Consider the following 22,337-nt stretch of genomic DNA (forward strand, 5'->3'; position numbering starts at 1 on the left):
CGCGGCGGCGGGCGGCATGCGGGCGTACGTTCGAAGCATGTCCGACCCTGAACAGTTCGACCTCGACGCCTATCTGGACCGCATCGGATGGCGGGGCGGCCGGCAGGCCGGCCTGGAGACGCTGCGCGGTGTCCATCTGGCGCACGCGCTGTCCCTGCCCTTCGAGAACCTGGACGCCCTGTCCGGACGGGCCCCCTCGCTGGCCCCGGCGGATCTGCTGGCGAAGATGGTCCACGGCGGGCGGGGAGGCTACTGCTACGAGCAGAACACGCTGCTGCGGCTGGGCCTGGAGGCGCTGGGATTCCCGGTGACACCGCTGGCCGGGCGGGTGGTGGTGGGCGCGGAGAGCCCGGAGAGCCGGCCGCGGACCCATGCGATGCTGCGGGTCACGGTGCCGGGTGAGCCGGAGCCGTATCTCGCGGACGTCGGCTTCGGCGCGCTCGGGGCGCTGCTGGCGCCGGTACCGCTGGTGACCGGCGTCGAGTCCGAGGGCGGCGGCCGCCGGCACCGCCTGATGCCGCTGCCGCACCAAGGGCCGCTGGAACTGTGGGAGTTGCAGGCCTACGACCGGCGGCGGCAGGACTGGGCCGGGCAGTACGCGTTCACCCTGGAGCCGTTCACCGCGCGGGACTTCGAGGTGTTCAACTGGTACGTCAGCACCAACCCGCGTTCTCCGTTCACCCAGCGCGCCTTCCTGCAGCGGAGCACCCCCGAGCGTCATCTGTCCCTGGACGGCCGCCTGCTGACCGAGACCCGCGCCGACGGCACGGTGACCGAGCGCAAGCTGACGGACGAGGCGCAGGCGCGGCGCGTCGCGGCGGAGGAGTTCGGGATCACCGTGCCCGAGGGGCTGACACTGCTGAGCTGACCCGCCGGGCCGGGGGCACCTCCCACGTCCTTGAGGCAGTGGAGGAGGGAGTCCGACGACAGGCCTCAGCGTCCAGACCGCCAATCGTCGCCGTCGATGCGGGTGCCCGTGGCGCGCAGGCCGGCGGCGACGCGCGGTGCGGCCAGATACACCCAGGCCCGCACGGGGGCGCCGTCGGCGGTGCGGACGGCGTGCCGGGCGACGCGTTCGTAGCGGCTCCGCGGGTCGCCCGGGGTGTACTCCTCCAACCGGTCCAGGGCGGCGAGCAGTTCGGCGTAGGCGTCCGGCCGGGCGGTGAGCAGTTCGCCGTGTATCCGGCCGCCCGGCCGTTCGACGGCGTAGGGGTAGCCGGGGCCGGCGTAGAGCGCCGCGCCGGGCAGCAGGGCCGGCTCCTCCGCCGCGGTCCGGCCCCGCAGGAAGAGGCCGTGGTTGGCCTCGCCGGGGCGCAGGGTGCCGTAGACGAAGAAGGGCAGCGGGGCCGGGGACTCCGAAGCGATCACGGAAACGATTCTGGACCCCCTTCGGCTCCTCACACATCTCCATGAAGGGTCTATGGACACGAGATGTCATGGCCCCTTAAATCTCAGGTCACAGCGCCATCCCCCCACCCCCGTTCCGCGCCGCCCCACGCCCTCGTTCGGCGCCACCCCGAGGAGACAGATGAGCCGGATACGTCCGCACGTCCGAGGATCCCGCCGTCTCGCCACCACCGCCGGCGCCGCCGTCACCACCGCGACCCTGCTGACCGCCGCCCTCTCCCCCGCCGCCCACGCCGACCCGAGGCCGACCCGGGCCACCGCGATCCAGAACGCGGCGTCGGCACTGCCGGCCCAGGCCGCGAACCTCGGCCTGACCTCCGCCGAGAACACCAGCGTCCGCGACGTGATCGTGGACAAGGACGGCACCCAGCACGTCCGCTACGACCGCACCTACCACCAACTGCCCGTGCTGGGCGGCGACTTCGTGGTCCATCTGGCCCCGGACGGCGGCTACCGCGGCGCGAACCGGGCCACCCGGAGCCCGATCTCCCTCGCCTCGATCATCCCGAGGATCGCCGCCCCCAAGGCCGCCGACCTCGCCGTGAACGCCCTGCGCGCCGTGCACCTCGGCGACGCGCTGAAGAAGATCACGGCCAGGCCCGAGCTGATCGTCGACGCCCTGCACGGCACCCCGCGGCTCGCCTGGCGCACCAACGCCGCCGGCCGGGACTCGCTCGGCAACCCGGTCGCCCGGACCGTGCTGACCGACGCCCGCACCGGCGCCCAGATCGACGCCTGGGACAGCATCGAGACCGCCGCCGGCGACGGAAAGTCGCTGTACAGCGGGACGGTGCCGCTCGACACCACCCCATCGGGATCGTCGTACCAGCTCAAGGACCCGACGCGCGGCAACACCTACACCGGGGACGCGCAGGGCAAGACCGATACGTGCGTCCTCACCATCTGCATCGGCCGGGCCCCCGCGGCCCTGTTCACGGACGCCGACAACCACTGGGGCAGCGGCACCACCGCCGACCGCGCCTCGGCCGCCGTCGACGCCCAGTACGGCACCGACATGACCTGGGACTACTACAAGAACGTCCAGGGCCGTAACGGCATCGCCGGCGACGGCAAGGGCTCGTACAACCGCGTCCACTACGGCAGCAAGTACAACAACGCCTTCTGGGACGACAGTTGCTTCTGCATGACGTACGGCGACGGGGACGGGACCACCTTCGGGCCGCTGGTGGCGCTCGACGTCGCCGGCCATGAGATGACGCACGGCGTCACCGCCAAGACGGCCGCGCTGACCTACTCCGGCGAGTCCGGCGGGCTCAACGAGGCCACCTCGGACATCCTCGGCACCATGGTCGAGTGGTACGCGGACAACCCCTCCGACCCCGGTGACTACCTCATCGGCGAGAAGATCGTGAAGTCCGGCTTCGGCAAGCCCGCCCTGCGCTTCATGGACAAGCCGTCGAAGGACGGCAACTCGGCCGACTACTGGAGCAGTTCGGTCGGCAACCTCGACGTCCACTACTCCTCCGGCGTCGCCAACCACTTCGCCTATCTGCTGGCGGAGGGCAGCGGCCCGAAGACCATCAACGGGGTCGCCTACGACTCCCCCACGTACAAGGGCTCCACCGTCACCGGCATCGGCCGGGACAAGGTCGGCAAGATCTGGTACCGGGCGCTGACGGTCTACATGACCTCCTCGACGAACTACGCCGGGGCCCGCACGGCCACCCTGAACGCCGCCAAGGACCTGTACGGCGCGGGCAGCACCGAGTACAACGCGGTGGCGGCGGCCTGGAGCGCCGTCAACGTGAACTGAGGCCGGATGCGCCGGTGCCGGCCCGCTCCCGGCACCGGCGCGCCGGGCACCGGCCTGTTGGTCCCGGGACTTTCGTCCTGAATTGCCTGATCATCCACCTTTAGTGATCCTTGTTACGCAACCTCCGTATTTCTGTGATGAAGCAGTGCGACGGTCTACGGCATGAAGCCGTCCTTCCGCCTGCTGCTCCCCGGCTGCGCCGTGCTCATCGGCGCCGGGGCCGCCTCCGGGTGCGCCGCCACGGACGGGCTGGCCGCCGGGGAGCCGGTACCCACCGTGTCCGCACCGCCACGCCCCGAGTCCGTATGGCCGGCCTGGACCGGCACCTCCGCCTCGGCGCCCGGCGCCCGGGCGTCCACCCGCCAGCCGCCGCCCGAGCCGCTGAAGGGACTGCCCCGGATCGGCACGGACGAGGCGAAGGACCTGCGCGACCTGGACGTACGGGCGGTGCTGCGCGCCGACCCGCGCACCCGGCCGTACGCCGACCGGCCGAGCACCGACAAGCCGGGCCCGGCCGGCATGCGCCCGCCGCGCTACGCCGACCTGACCGGCGACGGCCGGCCCGAGCTGCTGGTCGCCGTCGACACCGAGAACGGCCGCACCCTGCTCGCCGTGTTCGCCGCCCGCGCCGGCCAGGTCTACGAGGTGCTGCTCACCGGGGGCCACCAGGTGGCCGTGGAGACGCTGGGCCACGACCTGGTGCTGCGCAGCCTGTGCACGGACGGTGCCCAGCAGGCGGTGCGCTTCCACTGGGACGGAGCCCGGCTGGTGACGGTGAGCGACGAGAAGAAGTACGGGGCCTCCGCCACGGAGCCCGCGCCGTCCCCCGCCCACAGCGAGAGCGGCACGAGGGGGCAGAGCGGCACGGGCGGGCAGGGCGGCACGCGATGACGGCCCTCGGCCAGGCCGCGCGCCGCCGGATCCGCCCGCCCGAGCCCGCGCCGCGCCCGGGCGGGCCGGGGCACCCCGGGCTCCGTCAGCTCCGGCAGCGTCGCCTCAGGCACCGTCACCTCGGCCGCCGTCGCCCCGGCCACCCTCGCCCCGGGCTCCACCCGCTCGGGCTGCGCCGGCTCCGGCTGCGCGGCAAGATCGCCGTGCTGCTCGCCGCCGGCTGCGCACTGGTCGCCGTCGCCATCGGACTGCTCGTGCACCAGCAGCGGCTGGAGCAGGTCGCCGACGGCTCCCGGGCCCAGGCACTGGCCCAGCTGGTCCGGGTCCGGCAGGTGTACGAACTCACCGGCCGCGTCGACGACGTCGACACCGAGGCCGCCCTCGACTCCCTGTCCGTACCCGAGCCGCTGCGGCGCGCCGCGGCCGAGGGCCGGCGCACGACCTACCTCGACCTGTCCTCGGACCACCCCGCCGTGTGGGCGGCACGGCCGATCGGCGACCACGTGCTGTCCGTGCGCAAGCCGCTGGACGAGGAGGCCCGCGAGATGGCCGAGTTCGACCGGCAGCTGATGATCTCCGGCGCGGGCGTGGTGGCGCTCGCCGCGCTCGGCGGGGCCCTGCTGGCCGGCCGGCTCAGCCGTGAGCTGCGGACGGCGGCGGCGACGGCCCGCCGGATCAGCCAGGGCGAGCTGGACGCCCGGATCGGCGGCCCGGGACCGGCGGGCGGCCGCGACGAGGTGGCCGAACTCGGCGCCGCCGTCGACACGATGGCGGCGACCCTGCAGGGCCGGCTGGAGGCCGAGCAGCGGTTCACCGCCGATGTCGCCCATGAACTGCGCACCCCGCTGACCGGCCTGCACACGGCGGCCGAACTGCTGCCGCCGGGCCGCCCGAGCGAGCTGGTCCGGGACCGGGTGCGGGCGCTGTGCACGCTCACCGAGGATCTGCTGGAGGTGGCCCGGCTGGACGCGGAGGTGGAGCGGCCGCAGCTGGACGTGCGCCCGCTGGGTCCGCTGGTCGCCGGGATCGTACGGCGGGCCGGGGAGGACGTGGGGCTGACCGGCGCCGAGGCGGACACCCCCGTACGGACGGACGCGCGCCGGCTGGAGCGGGTGCTGGCCAATCTGATCGGCAACGCCCGCCGGCACGGCGGCGGCCGGGTCGAGGTGACCGTGTCCGGGTGCGCGGTGACCGTACGGGACCACGGGGACGGCTTCCCGGAGCGGCTGCTGCGGGAGGGGCCGCGGCGGTTCCTGACCGGGGCGGCCGAGCGCGGCCAGGGCACCGGGCTGGGGCTGACCATCGCCTTCGGACAGGCGCAGGTGATCGGGGCGCGGGTGCGGCTGCGCAACGCGCCCGGCAAGGGCGCCGAGGCGGAGGTGCTGCTGCCGGCGGCGGACGCGCCACCCGGCCCGGACGGGCACTGAGGTGCCGGCCCGCTGAGGCACCCTCGTCTGTTCAACGGCGGGCGGCTCCATTCGTGTGCTCTTCGCACGGTCGTCTCATCATCGCGTCCGTACGCGTGTGACCTGCCGGAACCCGGCGGCGGTTACGCCGTGCGGGGGCCGGCCGCGCCACCCGTTCACCGCATTCCTGACGATGCCTCAGGGAGCGGAGCCGAGCGAAACCCAGTTACCTCGGTAGGGCAGGGGACACCCGAGTCGGACCAGCCCTGGAGAGCACCATGCGACGCACCGCCCGACTGCTGACCGGTACCGCGCTGGTCCTGGCGGCCGCGGCACCCGCACAGGCCGCCGGCACCGCGAGCCTGGACGTGTACCCCTCCTCCGTGGCCCCCGGCAGCCAGGTCACGGTGAACACCGCCGCGTGCGGCGACAAGGGCTCGGCGACCGGGGACGCGGGCGCGGTCGGCGGCGGCACCTTCACCCTGGCGCCCAGCACGCACGAGGGCGAGGCGATCGGCCAGTTCCAGGTGCCGGAGAGCGCACAGCCGGGGACGTACGAGATCGTCGCCAAGTGCGCCGAGGGAAACCGCCAGGTGACGGGCGACCTGGTGGTGGCACTGAGCGCGGCGCACGAGCAGGTGCAGCCGCGAGGAAGCCTGAAGACGGGGGTCGGCGGCGCGCTCGGCACCGACCCCGCGCAGACCGCGGCAGGTGTGGCGGCGCTGGCCGTCGCCGCCGCGGGCGGTACCTGGCTCCTGCATCGCCGGGCGAGAGGCGACGGGATCTGACGGACACCCTCCGCTGTCCGTCCGCCGGTACCGCACAACCCGCCCCCTCCGGGTCCGATGCCCCTCGCGGCCCGGAGGGGGCGGGAGTCCTCGGAGGTTCGTATGCGCAACTGCGCCAGACGCGGTCGCGGCGCCAGGCTCGGCGACACCGCGATAGCCGCGGTCACCGTCCTGGCCCTCGGCTGCGCGGTGTGGCTGCTCGGCAGCGGTGCCGTGACGCACGCCCCGCCGCAGCCGGCCGCCGCCGAGGGCCGCCCGGATCCGGCCGGCGAGCGGCTCACGGCCCACGCCCTGGCCCCGTCCGTGCCCACCCGGATCCGCATCCCCGCGATCCGGGTGAACGCCCCGCTGATGGGCCTGGCCCTCACCCCCTCCGGCAGCCTGGACGTGCCGCCCGCCCGGATCAAGAACCTGGCCGGCTGGTACGAGTCCGGCACCATGCCCGGCGAGACGGGCACCGCGATCGTCGCCGGCCATGTCGACAACGCGGAGGGCCCGGCCGTCTTCTACGACCTCGGGGCGCTCAAGCGCGAAGCCCGCATCGAGGTGGACCGCATGGACGGCAGCGTGGCCGTGTTCTCCGTGGACACGGTGAAGGTGTACGCGGCGAACAACTTCCCCGACGAGAAGGTCTACGGCGCCGCCCACCGCCCCGAGCTGCGCGTCATCACCTGCGGCGGCGGCTACTCCAAGGCCTCCGGCTATCTGGGCAACGTGGTGGTCTTCGCCCATCTGACAGCCAGCCGCTGAGCCACGGCGGCGCCGCAGACGAACGACACCCCCCTCGCACCCCGGACCTCACACGCCGAGCCGCCGCAGGCTGAGGGCAGCGTTCCCCGCGGGAAACAGAGGTGATGCGGCCGGGTAACGTCCGGACCGCACGCTCGGGGACATGACCTCGAATACGCGTGTGGTGGTGATCGGCGCCGGCCTCGCGGGCGTACGGCTCGCCCGGCGGCTCGGCGAGCTGGGCCTGCCCGCGCTGCTCGTCGGCGAGGAGGAGCACCCGCCGTACAACCGGGTGCTGCTCGCCGAGGTGCTGGCCGGCCGGTACGCCCCGGAGGTGATCACCCTCCCCGCGCCGGACGGACTGCGGCGCGCCCGGGTCACCGGCATCGACCGGGCCGCACGGACCGTCGAGTGCGCCGACGGAAGCGCGATCGCATACGACACGCTGGTCCTGGCCACCGGCTCCAACCCGGTGCTGCCGCCCCTGCGCGGTCTGTTCACTCCCGATCACCAACTCCCCGAAGGCGTCCACGCGTTCCGCACCATGGACGACTGTCTGGGGCTCGCCGAGGCGGTACGGCCCGGGGCGCGTGCGGTCGTCGTCGGGGGCGGGCTGCTCGGCGTGTCCGCCGCCCGCGCGCTCGCCGTGCGCGGCGCACAGGTGGTCCTCGCCCAGCAGTCCGAGCGGCTCATGGAACGCCAGCTCGACCCGGACGCCTCCCGGCTGGTGCTACGGCACCTCACCGAGCTGGGCGTGGAGGTGCACACCGAGTGCCGGGTGCGGGACGTGCGCTGTGTCGCGGGCGCGGTCCGCTCGGTGGAGCTGGCCGACGGGTACGCCCTCGACGCCGACCTCGTCGTGCTCGCCTGCGGGGTGCGCCCGCGCACCTCACTCGCGGAGCAGGCCGGTCTCGCCGTCCACCGGGGCATCCTCGTCGACGACGAGCTGCGCACCTCCGACCCGCGCATCCGCGCCATCGGCGACTGCGCCCAGCACGACGGCACGGTCTACGGCCTGGCGGCGCCCGCGCTCGAACAGGCCGACGCGCTCGCCGCGTCGCTCGCCACCGGCGCCGAGGCCCGCTACCGCGGCACCCGTTCCCTGACCCGGCTGACCCTCGCCGGCTCGGACTCCCCCTTCGACCTGGCCGCGTTCGGCGAGACCGAGGCGCGCCCCGGCGACGACGTCGTACGGCTCGCCGACGCCACCCGCGGCACCTACCGCAAGGTCGTCGTCCGCCGGGACCGCCTGGTCGGCGGGGTGCTCGTCGGCGAACTCGGCACCGTCGGCGCGCTCGCCCGCGCCTGGGAGGGAGCGGAGCCGCTCCCCGACGACGGCCCCCTGCTCCATCTGCTCACCAACGACGGAGGCTCCTGATGAACACCGCCCCGGGGGCCACCCCCACGATCGTGCTCGTCGGCCATGGCATGGTCGGCCAGCGCTTCCTCGAAGCGCTCGCCGAGCGCGGCCTGACCGCCACGCACCGCGTGGTCGTGCTGTGCGAGGAGCCGCGTCCGGCGTACGACCGCGTCGCCCTCACCTCGTACTTCTCGGGGCGGACGCCCGAGGAACTCTCCCTGACCGACGGGGAGTTCATCGCCCTGCACGGCATCGAGCTGTACGTCGGCGACCCCGCCGAGACCGTCGACCGCGAGGCGAAGAAGGTCACGGCCAGGTCCGGCCAGGTCTTCGCGTACGACATCCTCGTGCTCGCCACCGGCTCGTACCCGTTCGTACCGCCGGTTCCGGGCAAGGACGCCACCGGCTGTTTCGTCTACCGGACCATCGAGGATCTGCTCGCGATCGAGGAGTACGCGAAGGCGAAGGCCACCACAGGTGCCGTGGTCGGCGGCGGTCTGCTGGGCCTGGAGGCGGCCGGTGCGCTGAAGGGCCTCGGGCTCACCTCCCACATCGTGGAGTTCGCGCCCCGGCTGATGCCCGTCCAGGTCGACGAGGGCGGTGGCGCGGCGCTGCTGCGCACCATCGAGGACATGGGCCTGAGCGTCCACACGGGCGTGGGCACCCAGGAGATCGTGGTCGATGCCGAGGGTGCCGTCACCGGCATGAAGCTGTCCGACGGCTCCGAACTCGCCACCGACCTGGTGGTGTTCAGCGCCGGTGTGCGGCCGAGGGACCAGCTGGCCCGGGACTGCGGTCTGACGGTCGGCGAGCGCGGCGGCATCACCGTCGACGAGCAGTGCCGTACCGTGTCCGACCCGCACGTCTTCGCGATCGGCGAGTGCGCGCTGGCCTGCGACGGCCGGGTGTACGGCCTGGTGGCGCCGGGTTACGAGCAGGCCGAGACGGCCGCGGCCGCCATCGCCGCGGACGAGACCGACCAGCTGACGTTCACCGGCGCCGACCTGTCCACCAAGCTGAAGCTGCTCGGCGTCGACGTGGCCTCCTTCGGTGACGCGCACGGCACCACCGAGGACTGCCTGGACGTCGTCTACTCCGACTCCCGCGCCGGCCTGTACAAGAAGCTGGTCATCGGCCGGGACGGCACGCTGCTCGGCGGCATCCTGGTCGGCGACGCGGAGGCGTACGGCACCCTGCGCGCGCTGACGGGTTCGGTGCCCCCCGTCTCCCCCGAGTCCCTCGTCCTGCCCGCCGGAGCGGACTCGGGGGCCCGGCTCGGCCCGAGCGCCCTGCCCGACGAGGCGGTCATCTGCTCCTGCCACAACGTCAGCAAGGGCACGATCCGCGGCGCGGTGACGGAGCACTCCTGCACGACCGTGCCCGAGGTGAAGAAGTGCACCAGGGCCGGCACCGGCTGCGGCAGTTGCGTCAAGGTGCTCGGCCGGCTCGTCGACGCCGAGCTGGAGGCGTCCGGCGTCGAGGTCGACAAGGGCCTGTGCGGCTGCTTCGCGCAGACCCGCGAGGAGCTGTACGAGATCGTCCTCGCCCTGCGCATCACCGGCCACCGGGACCTGCTCGACCGCCACGGCCGCGAGGACGCCCGGGGCGGCGACGGCTGCGAGACCTGCAAGCCGGCCGTCGCCTCGATCATCGCCTCCCTCGCCCCGGCCATCGGCGCGAGCGGCTATGTCCTGGACGGCGAGCAGGCCGCCCTGCAGGACACCAACGACCACTTCCTGGCCAATCTGCAGAAGAACGGCTCGTACTCGGTCGTGCCGCGCATCCCGGGCGGCGAGATCGCGCCCGAGAAGCTCATCGTGATCGGCGAGATCGCCCGGGACTTCGGCCTGTACACAAAGATCACCGGCGGTCAGCGGATCGACATGTTCGGTGCGCGGGTCGAGCAACTCCCGCTGATCTGGGCCCGGCTGGTGGACGCCGGGTTCGAGTCGGGGCACGCCTACGGCAAGTCGCTGCGCACGGTGAAGTCCTGCGTCGGCTCCACCTGGTGCCGCTACGGCGTGCAGGACTCGGTCCGGATGGCGATCGACCTGGAGCTGCGCTACCGGGGCCTGAGGTCCCCGCACAAGCTGAAGTCGGCGGTCTCCGGCTGCCAGCGCGAGTGCGCCGAGGCCCGGTCGAAGGACTTCGGCGTGATCGCCACCGCGAGCGGCTGGAACCTGTACGTCGGCGGCAACGGCGGCGCCACCCCGCGCCACGCGGACCTGCTGGCCAAGGACCTCTCGGACGCCGAGCTGGTCCGCCTCGTCGACCGCTTCCTGATGTTCTACATCCGCACCGCCGACCGCCTGGAGCGCACGAGCGTGTGGCTGGAGCGGATCCCGGGCGGCCTGGACCATGTACGGGACGTGGTGGTGCACGACTCGCTCGGCATCTGCGACGAGCTGGAGCAGCTGATGCGGGCGCATGTCGCCCACTACCGCGACGAGTGGGCCGAGACTGTGGGCGACCCCGAGAAGCTCGCCCGGTTCGTGTCCTTCGTGAACGCCCCGGACACCCCGGACCCGGTGGTCGCCTTCGTCCCCGAGCGCGACCAGATCAAGCCCGACCTGCCGCTGCTGTCCATCGGCCTGCGGCCCGCCGACGACGCACTGGAAGGAAGCGCCCAGCGATGACCCTGGCTCTGGAGACCACCGATCTGAAGGTTCAACTCCGGCTGGCGGACGGCTGGTTCACGGCCTGTGACCTCGGCGCGCTGACGCCGGGCCGCGGGGTGGCCGCCCTGCTGCCGGACGGCCGCCAGGTCGCCCTCTTCCGCGACCGCGCCGACCGCCTGTACGCGGTCGACAACCGCGACCCGTTCACCGGTGCGGCCGTTCTCTCGCGGGGCCTGACCGGCACCCACCAGGACCGCCCGTTCGTGGCCTCGCCCCTGCTGAAGCAGCGCTTCGACCTGATCAGCGGGGAGTGCCTGGACGACGGGGCGGTGCGGGTGACCGCGTACGAGGTGCGCACGGACTGACTTCGCTTGACCGCCTGACTTCGCTTGACCGATCGTTCCAGAAAAACCTAGGCTGCGCTCCGTGGCCAGGACCAAGGAATTCGACCCGGACGCCGCGCTGCAGTCAGCCCTGGAGCTGTTCTGGCGGCGCGGCTACGAGGCGACGTCGCTGGCCGACCTGGTCGAGCACCTGGGCATCGGCAGGGCGAGCCTGTACGCGACCTTCGGGAGCAAGCACGAGCTCTACCTGAGGGCGCTGGACCGGTACGGACAGACACAGAACCCCCGGCTGACCCGGGAGTTGTCCCGGCCGGGACCGGTACTGCCGGCGGTGCGCGCGGTGGTCCGGCGGTTCGCCGCCGAGGCCACCGCCGACCCGACCAGGGAAGAGGGCTGTCTGGTCGTCAACACGGCGGTCGAGCTGGCCCCGCACGACCGGGCGGCCGCGCGCAGGGTGGAGCAGAGCTGGGACCACCTGGAGACCCTGCTGCACTCCGCGCTGGTGCGTGCCGAGGCGCAGGGCGAGCTGCCGGCCGGCCGTGATCCGCTCGCCCTGGCCCGCACCCTGCTGGTGCTGCTGCAGGGCCTGCGGGTCGTCGGCAAAGCGTCGGCGGACCCGGCCCGCGTCCGGGACGCGGCGGAGCAGGCCCTGACCCTGCTCGACTGACCACACCCTCCCCCGAGGGCGTCTTTCCTACCTCCATACTGAACCGATCGGTCAAAAATGTAAGACTCAAAAAAGGAAAGACAATGACCACCACCGCACGCACCCGCTTCGCCGGACGCACCGCTCTCGTCACCGGCGCCGGATCCGGCATCGGCCGCGCCGTCGCCCTCGCGTTCGCCGCCGAGGGCGCCCAGGTCGTCGTCGCCGGGCGGCGGCCCGAGCCACTGGCCGAGACCGTCCGGCTGATGGAGGAACAGGGCGCCAAGGCCCTCGCGGTGAGCACCGACGTCTCACGGGCCGCCGACGCCGCCGCGCTGGTCCGGGCCGCCGTCGACCGCTTCGGCTCGCTCGACGTGGCCGTCAACAACGCCGGCGTCTTCCGGGGCGGGCAGCCCCTCGCGGACCTGCCGGAGGACGACTGGCACGCCCAGCTCGCCGTCAATGTCACCGGCGTCCACCTGGGCCTGCAGGCCCAGATCCGCCAGATGCGCACCCAGCCCGCGGGCGGCGCGATCGTCAACGTGTCCTCCAACTTCGGCCTGCACACCACCTCCGCCGGAGCCGCGGCCTACGCGGCGACCAAGGCCGCCGTGACCACCCTCAGCCGGGGTGCCGCCCTCGACCACATCGGCGACGGCGTCCGGATCAACGTGGTCAGCCCCGGCGCCACCGCCACCTCCATGTCGCTGCGCCCCGGGGAGACGGAGGAGGACCGGGCCGACCGCGCGCAGGCGGGGCTCCCGCTGGGCCGGATCTCCACGACCGGGGAGATCGCCGCCGCCGTCCTCTACCTCGCCTCCGACGACGCGGCCTCGATCGTCGGCACCGACCTGGTGGTGGACAGCGGCGGCTCCCTGTGAGCGTGGGCTAGTGCCCCGGCAGGCAACGTTTGCCCGTGAAGGAGCGTCGCGACGGGGCGAACGTTGCCTGTTGGGGCACTAGTCGATCCCCGAACGCTCCACCCCCGCCACGATCCACCGCTGGAAGCACAGGAACACCAGCAGCAGCGGCAGGACCGACACGACGGCCGCGACGAACAGCTCGTGCAGCCGGATCACCTGGGACGTGGTGAACGACGACAGCGCCACCTGCACCGTCCAGGCGCTCTGGTCCTGCCCGATCACCAGCGGCCACAGGAAGGAGTTCCACGCGCCGAGGAAGACGATCGTGCCGACCGCCGCGAACACCGGCCGCGCGTTCGGCACGACCACCAGCCAGTACGTCCGCCAGTAGCCGAGCCCGTCGACCTGCGCCGCGTCCTCCAGCTCCCGGGGGAACCCGAGGAAGTACTGCCGGAAGACGAAGCAGGCGAACGCCGAGAACAGCGTCGGGACGATCAGCCCCCGGAGCGTGGAGATCCAGCCCAGCGACGACACCAGCACGAAGCTCGGTACGAAGGTGACGGCGGCCGGCACCAGCAGGGTGCCGAGGACGCCGTAGAAGACCTTGTTCGCATGCCGGTACGGGATACGGGCGAGGCCGTATCCCGCGAGGGACGCGAGGAGCAGGGTGCCCAGCGTCGTCGCGACCGCGATCAGCGCGGAGTTGAGCAGGGACCGGGCGAACGGCACGGACGGATCGTCGAACAGCTCCCGGACGTTGCCCCATCTCAACTCGCCGGGAAGAAAGGTCCATCGGGGCGAGGTGATGTCCTGCTCACTCGACAGGCCGTTGCGCACGAGCAGATAGAAGGGGATCAGGAAGAGCAGGGCGAGCGCGAGCAGCAGCACCAGCCTGAGCGCCCGTCCGGCCCGCACCAGGGCGTCATCCATCGGCGTCCGTCCTTCCCAGCCGCAGCCACCGGGCCTGTCCCACCGTGACGACCGCGATGATCAGCGCGAGGATCACCGCACCCGCGCTGCCGGCCCCGAGGTTCTGCCCCTGCCCGAGCGCGGTGTAGTAGAGATAGACGAGCGGCGGCCGGGCGTACGGCGGATAACCCCTGGCATCGGAGAGCAGGTTGTAGAACTCGTCGAAGGCCTGGAAGGCGTTGATGACGAGCAGCAGCACCACCGCGACCGAGGTGGCCCGCAGCTGGGGCAGCGTGATGTGCCGCAGCACCGTCCAGCCGGGCCGGGCCCCGTCCACGGCGGCCGCCTCGTACAGCACCGGGTCGATCCGCTGCAGCCCGGCGAGGAACAGGATCATGTAGAACCCGGCCTGCAGCCACAGCCGTACGGTGACGATGACCAGCCAGTACCAGGGCGGATCGGCGCTGGACAGCCACGCCACGGGATCGCTCCCGAACCACCCCAGCACGGTGTTGGCAAGCCCGAACCGCACCCCGTTGAACAGCGACATCTTCCACACCAGGGCGGCGACGACGTAACTGCACGCGGCGGGAAGAAAGAAGACGGACCGGAAGAACGCGCGAGCCCGTTTCACGCGATTGACCATGAGGGCGAGCGAGAGGGAAAGAAGATATGTGACAGGGACGATGAAGGCGGTGAAGAGGAGAAAGGTCCTCAGACTGTCGACGAACGCGTCGTCCTTCAGCATCGCCGTGTAGTTGTCCAGGCCGACGAAACGCGTGGGCGTGACGGTGTTGTGCGCGTCGAAGAAGCTGAGGCCCACGCTCCACAGCAGCGGCACATAGGTGAACAGGGCGAGCCCGGCGGCGAAGGGCCCGACGAACACCCAGAACCACAGGGTCCCACGGCGCCTCACGACGCCTTCTTCGCCTTCTTCACCCGGTCGAGCTCGCCGGCCACCTTCCCTACGACGGCGCGCAGTGCGCTCTCCGCATCCGCCCCGCTCCTGATGATCCGGCTGAGCGCGTCCTGGTAGGCGGTCTGCGCGGCCGGCGTCCACAGCAGGGGCTGAGCGGCGAAGCCGTGGTCGGTGCTGAAGCGGACGGCGTCGGCGGCGGGACCGGTCCGCAGCTTGCCGGCCTTCTGGGCGAGGGAGATCCGGGCCGGGATGTGAAAGCCGTACGACAGGGCGAAGTCCTCCTGGTAGTCGGTCCGTTCGACCCACAGCCAGCGCACGAACTCCCGGGCGGCCTCCTTGTGCCTGCTGCGCGCGCTGACGGCGGCCCCGTACGCCCCGACGGGCACGGCGGGCTTCCCCTGACCGCCGTCCCCGGGGAACGGCAGGACCCCGAAGTCGTCACCGAGTTCCTTCTGCACCTGCGGCAGCGCCCACAGCCCGGACCACTGCATCGCGGTCAGCCCCTGGAGGAAGGCGGAGGGGTCGGACCAGTCGGCGGGCGCGCCGAGGAGGAGGGACTTGTCGGCGTACAGCTGACGCAGCTTGCCGAGGGTGCGGGCGGCGGCGGGTTCGTCGAAGCCGACCTTGCCGTCATCGGTGACGAGCGTCAGCCCGGCGGCGTACAGGGGCGTACCGCCGAGCACTCCGGCTCCCCCGTCATTGCCCAGGAACAGCCCCTTGACCTTGCTGTCGGTGAGTTTCCTCGCGGCGTCCACGAGGGCGTCGAGCGTGGCCGGCGGCGCGAGTCCCGCCTCCTTCAGCAGGCTCTTGCGGTAGTACAGCATCTGCATGTCGATGACCTGCGGGATGCCCCAGATCCGCCCGTCGTAGGTCTTCGGCCCGAGCACGGCCGGATTGAAGTCGTCCTTGATGTCCTTGGCGTCCTTGGCGTCCTTGAGGAGGTCGGTGAGGTCGACGACCTGGCCGCCCTGGATCTGGTCGATCGTGGGACCGTTGACCTCGAAGACGTCCGGCCCGGAGTCGGTCAGCAGGGCGGCCGCGGTCTGCTGGTCGTAGTTCCCGGGCCGCCACTGCACCCTGACGTTCGCCTTCTTGTAGGCGGCGGCGTACCGCTCGACGGCCTGCTCGGTGCCGGTCTCGCCGTACTGGTGGTACCACTGCGTCAGTTCTGTTCCTGAACTCCCGCCACCACGCCCAGTGTTGGACCCGCAACCGGCGAGCAGTGCGGCACCTGCCCCGGCTCCCGCGGCCAGCAGCGTCCTGCGACTCATGGTCATCGTCTGTGCCCCCTGACGTCCGTCATCGATGCACAGCCCAACGATCAACCATGCGCATCGATTACGAAAGAGGGCCCCGAGTGCGGTGGTGCGGCAGACCACACCGATTGCCGCCGCCCCCCACTCCACCCAGCGGCGCGGATCAGTCGCCGAGGTCGGTGCGCCTCTCCTGGCGTGAGCCACGGCGCCGGGTGATCGACATCAGATCGCTCGGCGCGTCCAGTTCGAGGCGGTGCCAGAGACCGCGGGGCACGATCACGGCGCCGCCCGGCCCCAGCCGCACCATCTCCTCGGCGCCGCCCTCCCCGGCGGCACGGAAATACAGCCGCACGCCACCGCTGAGGCAGCACACGGCCTCCTCGCCCCCGGGATGCACCTCCCAGTGGTCGGCGTGCACATCGGCGTCGGTCTCCACATGGAAGGCCGCGACCTGCCAGGAGTCGGCGCCGCCGTCCGTCATCCGCCGGACTCCGGATCGGACCTCGCCGTCGGGCCGGAAGTCCAGCATCGAGGAGAAGAGGTCGACGGTCGTGAGGGTCATGACGGTGTTCCTTCCATGCGCGTGTCCGTGTCGATCACAGGGGCTGCGGAATGCGGGGCCGAGGACCCGGTGCCGCTCGGACGCCGGGGCAGCACGCAGATCGCGACGACCGCCGCGAGCAGCAGGAGCGCGGCTGTGACAGCCAGGCCGAGGGCGTAACCGGCGTTGAGCGCGCCGGGGTCGGTGGCCGTACCGGTGTGGTGGGCGGCGACCGTGGCCAGGGTGGCCACGCCGAGGCAACCGCCCAGCTGGCGTGCGCTGTTGAACAGCCCGGAGGCCATGCCGGCCTCACCGGCCCGGACGCCGGTCGTCGCCGCGGCGGCGGCCGGCGCGAACACCAGTCCGATGCCGACGCTGGTGACCAGCGACGGCCCGAGCACATCGGTGAGAAAGCCGCCGTGCGGGCTGATCCGGGCGAACCAGGCCAGGCCCACGGCAGCGAACAGCGCGCCGGGCACGAGGGAGGCTCGGGGTGAGCGGGCCGCGGTGATGCGGGTGGCGACGAGGGTGGCGGCCACCGAGCAGACGCTGAACGGCAGGAAGGCGGCGCCGGTCGCGGCGGCACCGAGGCCGAGGACCTGCTGGAGGTAGAGGGAGATGAAGTAGAAGGCGGTGAACTGTCCGGCCGCGGCGAGGAACACCAGCGCATTGGCGCCGGCGACCCAGCGGCTGCGCAGCAGCCCGAGCCGCAGCAGGGGGGCGGGCGCCCGGGATTCGACGAACCCGAACACGACCAGCACAACGGTGGCCGCGCCGAGCGTGCTCAACGTCCTGGCGGACAGCCATCCCTGGACATCGGCCCGTACGACGGCGAACACGAGCAGCCCCGTTCCGCCGGTCGCCAGCACGGCCCCGAGCACATCGGGCCGCTCACGTCGGACCGGCCTCGGCTCGGCGGGTACGGCCGCGAAGGCCAGCACGAGCGCCGTGGCCACGATCGGCAGATTGATCAGCATCACCCAACGCCAGCCCACGTACTGGGTGAGCACCCCGCCCACCAGCACGCCCGACGCACCGCCCACCGCGTTCATCCCGCTCCACACACCGAGGGCACGGACGCGCCGGGGGCCGTCGGTGAAGGTGGTGGTCAGCAACGCGAGCGCGGCCGGCGCGGCGGCGGCAGCGCCGAGACCCTGCCCCGCACGGGCAGCGACCAACTGCCAGGGTTCCTGGGCCAGTCCACCGGCAAGCGAGCAGATCCCGAAGACAACCAGCCCCGCGACGAAGAGCCGACGCCGCCCGTACAGATCACAGGCCCGCCCGCCGAGCAGCAGAAACCCGCCGAAGGTGAGCGCGTACACATGCACGACCCAGGACAGGCCGAGCGGATCGAAGCCGAGGGCGGTACGGATCGCCGGGAGCGCGATATTGACCACGGCCATGTCGAGAGCGACGACGAACTGCGCGACGGCAGCGGCCGCGAGCACGGCCATAGGACTGCCTCTTAAGTTTCTATACATGTAAGAAAACTAGCGTGTGCGGACCACCGTTGTCGACACCTGAGGAAATCCCTGAGGGGCGGACGCAGGGACGACGACCCAGGTCCGCAGGACCGGCGTTGCGACGGCTGGGGACGTCGAGGGCATCATGGGAGCCATGCCGCAACCGCCCGCACCCCGCAAGACCACCGGCCGGCCTGCCCGAATCTCCCGTACGGAGATCCTCCGGACGGCGCTCCGGATCGTGACGGACGAGGGCGTGGCCCGGCTGACGATGCGCCGGCTGGCCTCCGAGGTCGGCAGCACGCCCATGGCGCTTTACCACCACGTCCGCGACAAGGAGGAACTGCTGCTCCTCCTGCTGGACGACTACGCGGCGCAACACCTGCACCGCCCGTCCACTGCCCCCACCGAGCCGCGTGAACGCGTCATCGCCGCAGCGACCGCGATCCACGAGGTGCTGGCCGACTGCCCCTGGGTGGTGGAGGTCCTCACGGCGGACGACCTGATGTCGAAGTCCGCGCTGTGGTTCGTGGAACAGATCGTGGACGGCCTGACAGCCTGCGGCCTCACCCTGGAGTCCGCCGTGCACGGATACCGGGCGATCTGGTACTACACCGCCGGCGAGATCGTGATCCGCACGACAGCGGCCCACCGCCGCGCGGCCGACGACCGCCCGACGTACCGCGAGCGCGTCTTCACCGACCTGGACCCGGACGAACTCCCCCGCCTGGCGGAGGTGTCGGACCGCTGGGCACCACTGACCGCGCAGGACATCTACGTGCACGGCCTGACGGCCCTGGTGAACGGCCTGCTGGCCAGGCCCGACTGAATACTGAATGAGGGGCGGCACCCACACCGCGTACCGCCCCTGGGGGTCACACGCTCTGCTCGATTGCCTCGAAGATGTCGGCGTCGGTCTCCCGCTGCCACTCGGGGAGATCTCCCCAGCCGGCGACATAGCCCGGCTTCGGGTCGTCGAAGTGCCTGTACATCTGGGCCGTCCAGCACACCGCGACGAACTGGCCCTTCTGTTCGCGCGTCAAGCGGGCGGAGCGACCTGCGCTGACGCGCATGAAGTCACGCACCTGACCGCACACGGCAGCGGCTGCCTCACGCTCCCAATCGGGCGTCTCTTCCCACGGAGTGACGTAACTCGGCTTCGGCTCGCCCGGAAAGTGCTTGTGCACACCGGCGATCCACGCTTCTCTGAAGACCCGGCCGTCGCTACTCATGAAGTCCCCTTTCCTCAGACAGCACTCGGTAGTGCCGCGATCCTCTCGTGCAGCTCCGAAACCCGGACATCGGCAGGCAGTCCGGCGAAGTGGCTCCGAAGGCCGCGCAGTTTGGCACCGACATATCCCGAACGGGTCTGCCCGGCCAACGCCAGAGCCTGGTCGGCGAAGTGAACCACCTGGTCAACGTCGCCCTGCTGGACGCCCAGCGAAGCAAGGTCGACAAGGACGGCGGCACGGCGACGAGGACTCAGCTCCTGTGCGAGCGCGGACGTCAGTGCCTTCTCAGCGAGATCGGGGCGGCCGAGCGTGACGTAGCACGCACCGCGTTCCTCGGCGAGGCGGGATCCGTCGAAGCGGAGCCATCCACCATTGTGGATCTGACCGCTGAGGCCGTGCACCTCCTCAGCGGTGTCCAGCGCACGGGAGCAGGCGTCGAGATCGCCCATAGCCGCATACATCTCTGCCTGTACGGCCGCCACCCAGTGGCGGGTGCACAGCGCGCTGTTGCCTCGTTGCGCGATCAGCGACGCGACCGAAAGCAACGACCCTGCCGATGCGGCTCGTTCCGCATACAACTCGACGTAGGCGTGCCTTGTCATCGCGCAGGCCCACAGGTCGTACGATCCCGCTTCCTTCGCCGCAAGCGCAGCCACCGTGTAGCAGTGAGCGGCGAGTCCGTCGTCACGCGTGTCGAAGAACAACTCGCCTGCCAATTGATAGAGATTCCCGATCTGCATGCGCAGCCGCCTGCGGTCGCTCGCACTGCGGACGCCCTCAAGGCTCTGAGTCAGCAGTCCGAGCTGGTGCCGCATCACCGGGTAGACCGTGCTCTTGTCGTCAGCGAGGCCATAGACCTGCCATAGGTGCCCGATCATTTCCTCGCCCGTCTCCAGCGCCGAAGCGGAACCCAGGCCCACAGGAGCGGCCAAAGGGTCGGGCAAGTCAGGCAACGCGACGAGCGCACTTGTAGCACCGAGAAGTCCCAGAAGGTCGCGACGTTTCATGGCGTCAGGATCCGTGAGTGACAGGCGATTCGAGGCATCCCCGGAGGTGACCGTCATCACGGAGTCAAGGAGTTTGTCCAACCCGGCGAGGGTCACACCCAAGAGCTCCGCCATCTTGGGCCGCTGGTACGGCCGGGGGCTGGAATGCCCGCCTTCCCAACGCACCACGGTGGACGTGGCGACTCCGAGCAGGTCGGCTAACTCCTCCTGGGAGTAGCCCCGCGCCGCGCGCTGCTCCGCGAGGCCCCGGCGTTTGGCCGTCATCACTCCTCCACCCACCCTGCATCGTCCCAGCTCATCGCCCTAATGCGCGGAAAACGCCTGAACAACGGCAGGACTCCGCTCTGGGAGACGGTAACGCACTGCGGTTGCCTGGTCACTGTCGCCGAAAAGGCGTGGCCGTCCTCGGCCGAAACGAAGGATCGGGCCGTCGGCAGTCGTCCGGGGGCCTTGTTCGGAGGGATCAGGTACGTGCCCAAAGCCGCCGCCAGACCCAATGCGACCGGCGTTCCCGGTTACTCGGAAACCATGCCGTGTGAGCCTGAGTCCGTGAGACGAGCCCGGTTGCTCACCATCACGGTGCTGAGTTCCTGGGGCATAGACGAACTGGTGGATGCAGCGACGCTGGTCGTCGACGAGTTGCTGACCAACGTCATCGACCACACGGACTGCCATAACGCCAGGGTCATCCTCCGTCGCATCGCCGACGACCGCGTACGGATCGGCGTCGCCGACAGGTTCCGGGGTGTCCCCAACCGGAGCAGCCCGAGTGAGGACTCTGAGGGCGGCCGGGGCCTGATCCTCGTCGAGGCTCTCGCGGACCGATGGGGATACGACCGGCACCCGGCCTGGAAGGTCGTATGGGCCGAACTGCACGTCAAGGCTAGTCAATGAGGCAGCGGATCGCGGTCGTCCTCTACGTCGCGGTCGTCGTGGCGCTGGTCCTGTCCACGCTGCGGTACGCCGAGTCCGGCCGACCGCCAGATCCCCAGGAACGGCATAAAGGGAGAAGCTACATGCACAGGCTGATCGCAAGCCCATTCCTCGACCAGTATCTCCTCGTACGCCCTGGGAGCAGGAGCGGAGTGCTCCTCCCGCAGGCCCAGTACGAGGAGTTGCGAGCACAGGCTCCCTCTCGGACAGCCCCTTCATGGCTCGCGGACGCAGTACGGCAGCAGTGGCCCGACCTGAAGGTGGAGGGTCGGCCCGCCTCTGAGTTCTTGCTCGTCAGGCAGCCGTCAAAGTGGGGCTACTCGCGGGCTAGCTACGAGATCAACCTCGGCTGCAACCTCAGGTGCAAGCACTGCTACCTCGGGCTCAAGGTGAACTCAGGAATGCCGCTCGCCGACAAACTGCGCTGCCTTCAGGTCATGGCTGAGGCTGGCGTGCTGTGGCTCCAGATCACCGGCGGTGAGCCCACCGTCGACAGGGACTTCCTGGCCGCGTACCGGTCCGCGTTCGAGCTGGGCATGATGATCACGGTCTCCACGAACGGATCACTGCTGTGGCGGGCAAACCTGCTTGCCCTGTTCCGTGACTGCCCGCCGTACCGCGTGACGGTGTCCATGTATGGGGCGACAAAGGCTAGTTACGACGAACTCACGCAGCGAAAGGGCGCCTGGGACCTCTTTGTCCAGGGCATGAACGCCGCGCGCGCCGCCAGGTTGCCGTTGCGGATGAGCATCATCGTCACCGACGACAACGCACGCGAGGAACAGGCGATGGTCGACCTGTGCGAGACGTGGGGCCTTGAGTACAACGTCTTCACCAATATGACGCCGACCATCTACGGCGGAGGCGAGGTGCTGAGCGCGCAATCCAAGGAACACCTCCGGATGCGCAAACAGTTCACCGGGTGCAACGCTGGCCACACGTTCTTCCACACCGACCCTCATGGGCTGGTGTCCATCTGCAAGATCGGCCGTGACGAGCAGATCAGCCTCCCGCTGGAGGGCATCGACGGCCTCTCCCGGCTCGGCGCGATCGCCGACCGGCTCATGCTTCGCACCGGTGGCTGTTCGGGCTGCAAGCTGTCCGGCTCCTGCACGGTATGCCGGCCGCTGGCCAAGCACTACCAGGAGGCGAAGGCACCACTGCAAAGTTACTGTCAGCACGGGATCAAGAAAGCAGGGTGAGCAGCATGACCGCTGTCTCAGTGGAAATCTCTCCGAGGCGCCCGCTTCC

The 22,337-nt window shown here is 71.2% G+C and carries 22 protein-coding genes; 14 read left to right on the plus strand and 8 right to left on the minus strand.

Annotated features, from left to right (window positions below):
• Window positions 1–37 precede the first annotated feature (37 nt).
• Window positions 38–868: an arylamine N-acetyltransferase family protein gene (locus IE277_RS03135; RefSeq protein ID WP_189948239.1), complete on the plus strand. Its 831-nt coding sequence runs from the start codon at window positions 38–40 to the stop codon at window positions 866–868.
• A gap of 65 nt (window positions 869–933) precedes the next feature.
• Here the strand turns inward: IE277_RS03135 and IE277_RS03140 are convergent, their stop codons facing one another.
• Entirely contained in the window at window positions 934–1,368 is a 435-nt protein-coding gene (locus IE277_RS03140) for a gamma-glutamylcyclotransferase family protein (protein WP_373310697.1), read from the minus strand.
• Between the two features lie 160 nt (window positions 1,369–1,528).
• On the opposite strand from IE277_RS03140, the gene IE277_RS03145 reads away from it, so the two are divergent.
• From IE277_RS03145 to IE277_RS03190, 10 genes are all read left to right on the plus strand, one after another.
• A complete protein-coding gene (locus IE277_RS03145; RefSeq protein ID WP_189948241.1) occupies window positions 1,529–3,181 on the plus strand; it encodes a M4 family metallopeptidase in 1,653 nt (550 codons plus the stop codon).
• Window positions 3,182–3,343: 162 nt separating this feature from the next.
• Window positions 3,344–4,072 carry a hypothetical protein gene (locus IE277_RS03150; RefSeq protein WP_189948243.1) on the plus strand — a complete coding sequence of 243 codons (729 nt, stop codon included), beginning with the start codon at window positions 3,344–3,346 and terminating at the stop codon, window positions 4,070–4,072.
• On the plus strand, window positions 4,069–5,499 hold the full coding sequence (locus IE277_RS03155; RefSeq protein WP_189948245.1) for an ATP-binding protein: 1,431 nt from the start codon (window positions 4,069–4,071) through the stop codon (window positions 5,497–5,499). Before IE277_RS03150 ends, IE277_RS03155 begins: the two co-directional genes overlap by 4 nt.
• Window positions 5,500–5,756: 257 nt before the next feature.
• On the plus strand, window positions 5,757–6,266 hold the full coding sequence (locus IE277_RS03160; protein ID WP_189948247.1) for a hypothetical protein: 510 nt from the start codon (window positions 5,757–5,759) through the stop codon (window positions 6,264–6,266).
• A gap of 102 nt (window positions 6,267–6,368) precedes the next feature.
• The gene (locus tag IE277_RS03165; protein WP_189948249.1) at window positions 6,369–7,016 is read left to right on the plus strand and encodes a class F sortase; all 648 of its coding nucleotides are present in this window, start codon (window positions 6,369–6,371) and stop codon (window positions 7,014–7,016) included.
• Between the two features lie 142 nt (window positions 7,017–7,158).
• Complete coding sequence (locus tag IE277_RS03170; protein ID WP_189948250.1) at window positions 7,159–8,373, plus strand: NAD(P)/FAD-dependent oxidoreductase; 1,215 nt, start codon at window positions 7,159–7,161, stop codon at window positions 8,371–8,373.
• Entirely contained in the window at window positions 8,373–10,991 is a 2,619-nt protein-coding gene (gene nirB, locus IE277_RS03175; RefSeq protein WP_189948251.1) for a nitrite reductase large subunit NirB, read from the plus strand. Before IE277_RS03170 ends, nirB begins: the two co-directional genes overlap by 1 nt.
• Window positions 10,988–11,338, plus strand: a complete 351-nt coding sequence (gene nirD / locus IE277_RS03180) for a nitrite reductase small subunit NirD (protein ID WP_189948252.1) — start codon at window positions 10,988–10,990, stop codon at window positions 11,336–11,338. The genes nirB and nirD overlap by 4 nt, the downstream gene beginning before the upstream one ends.
• A gap of 61 nt (window positions 11,339–11,399) precedes the next feature.
• Window positions 11,400–11,984: a TetR/AcrR family transcriptional regulator gene (locus tag IE277_RS03185; RefSeq protein WP_189948253.1), complete on the plus strand. Its 585-nt coding sequence runs from the start codon at window positions 11,400–11,402 to the stop codon at window positions 11,982–11,984.
• 83 nt (window positions 11,985–12,067) lie between these two features.
• Entirely contained in the window at window positions 12,068–12,844 is a 777-nt protein-coding gene (locus tag IE277_RS03190; RefSeq protein ID WP_189948254.1) for an SDR family NAD(P)-dependent oxidoreductase, read from the plus strand.
• 78 nt (window positions 12,845–12,922) lie between these two features.
• Here the strand turns inward: IE277_RS03190 and IE277_RS03195 are convergent, their stop codons facing one another.
• The 5 genes from IE277_RS03195 to IE277_RS03215 all read right to left on the minus strand — a co-directional run bounded on the left by IE277_RS03195 (window position 12,923) and on the right by IE277_RS03215 (window position 17,905).
• Complete coding sequence (locus IE277_RS03195) at window positions 12,923–13,756, minus strand: carbohydrate ABC transporter permease (protein ID WP_189948255.1); 834 nt, start codon at window positions 13,754–13,756, stop codon at window positions 12,923–12,925.
• On the minus strand, window positions 13,749–14,651 hold the full coding sequence (locus IE277_RS03200) for a carbohydrate ABC transporter permease (RefSeq protein ID WP_189948256.1): 903 nt from the start codon (window positions 14,649–14,651) through the stop codon (window positions 13,749–13,751). The genes IE277_RS03195 and IE277_RS03200 overlap by 8 nt, the downstream gene beginning before the upstream one ends.
• Complete coding sequence (locus tag IE277_RS03205) at window positions 14,648–15,931, minus strand: ABC transporter substrate-binding protein (protein WP_189948258.1); 1,284 nt, start codon at window positions 15,929–15,931, stop codon at window positions 14,648–14,650. Before IE277_RS03205 ends, IE277_RS03200 begins: the two co-directional genes overlap by 4 nt.
• Window positions 15,932–16,073: 142 nt before the next feature.
• Entirely contained in the window at window positions 16,074–16,472 is a 399-nt protein-coding gene (locus IE277_RS03210) for a cupin domain-containing protein (RefSeq protein ID WP_189948260.1), read from the minus strand.
• Window positions 16,469–17,905: an MFS transporter gene (locus tag IE277_RS03215; protein WP_229880541.1), complete on the minus strand. Its 1,437-nt coding sequence runs from the start codon at window positions 17,903–17,905 to the stop codon at window positions 16,469–16,471. Before IE277_RS03215 ends, IE277_RS03210 begins: the two co-directional genes overlap by 4 nt.
• A gap of 163 nt (window positions 17,906–18,068) precedes the next feature.
• On the opposite strand from IE277_RS03215, the gene IE277_RS03220 reads away from it, so the two are divergent.
• Window positions 18,069–18,743 (plus strand): TetR/AcrR family transcriptional regulator, encoded by a 675-nt coding sequence (locus tag IE277_RS03220; protein WP_189948264.1) that lies wholly within the window; start codon window positions 18,069–18,071, stop codon window positions 18,741–18,743.
• A gap of 46 nt (window positions 18,744–18,789) precedes the next feature.
• Here the strand turns inward: IE277_RS03220 and IE277_RS03225 are convergent, their stop codons facing one another.
• A complete protein-coding gene (locus IE277_RS03225; RefSeq protein ID WP_189948266.1) occupies window positions 18,790–19,146 on the minus strand; it encodes a hypothetical protein in 357 nt (118 codons plus the stop codon).
• A gap of 14 nt (window positions 19,147–19,160) precedes the next feature.
• Window positions 19,161–20,417, minus strand: coding sequence for a helix-turn-helix domain-containing protein (locus tag IE277_RS03230; protein ID WP_189948268.1), 1,257 nt, complete (start codon window positions 20,415–20,417; stop codon window positions 19,161–19,163).
• Window positions 20,418–20,681: 264 nt separating this feature from the next.
• Between IE277_RS03230 and IE277_RS03235 the strand changes: the two genes are divergently transcribed.
• The gene (locus tag IE277_RS03235; RefSeq protein ID WP_189949184.1) at window positions 20,682–21,047 is read left to right on the plus strand and encodes an ATP-binding protein; all 366 of its coding nucleotides are present in this window, start codon (window positions 20,682–20,684) and stop codon (window positions 21,045–21,047) included.
• A 122-nt stretch (window positions 21,048–21,169) separates the two neighbouring features.
• A complete protein-coding gene (locus IE277_RS03240) occupies window positions 21,170–22,288 on the plus strand; it encodes a radical SAM protein (RefSeq protein WP_189949186.1) in 1,119 nt (372 codons plus the stop codon).
• The last annotated feature ends 49 nt before the right edge of the window (window positions 22,289–22,337 follow it).

This window comes from Streptomyces alanosinicus (assembly GCF_014650595.1).
Classification (GTDB): Bacteria; Actinomycetota; Actinomycetes; order Streptomycetales; family Streptomycetaceae; genus Streptomyces; species Streptomyces alanosinicus.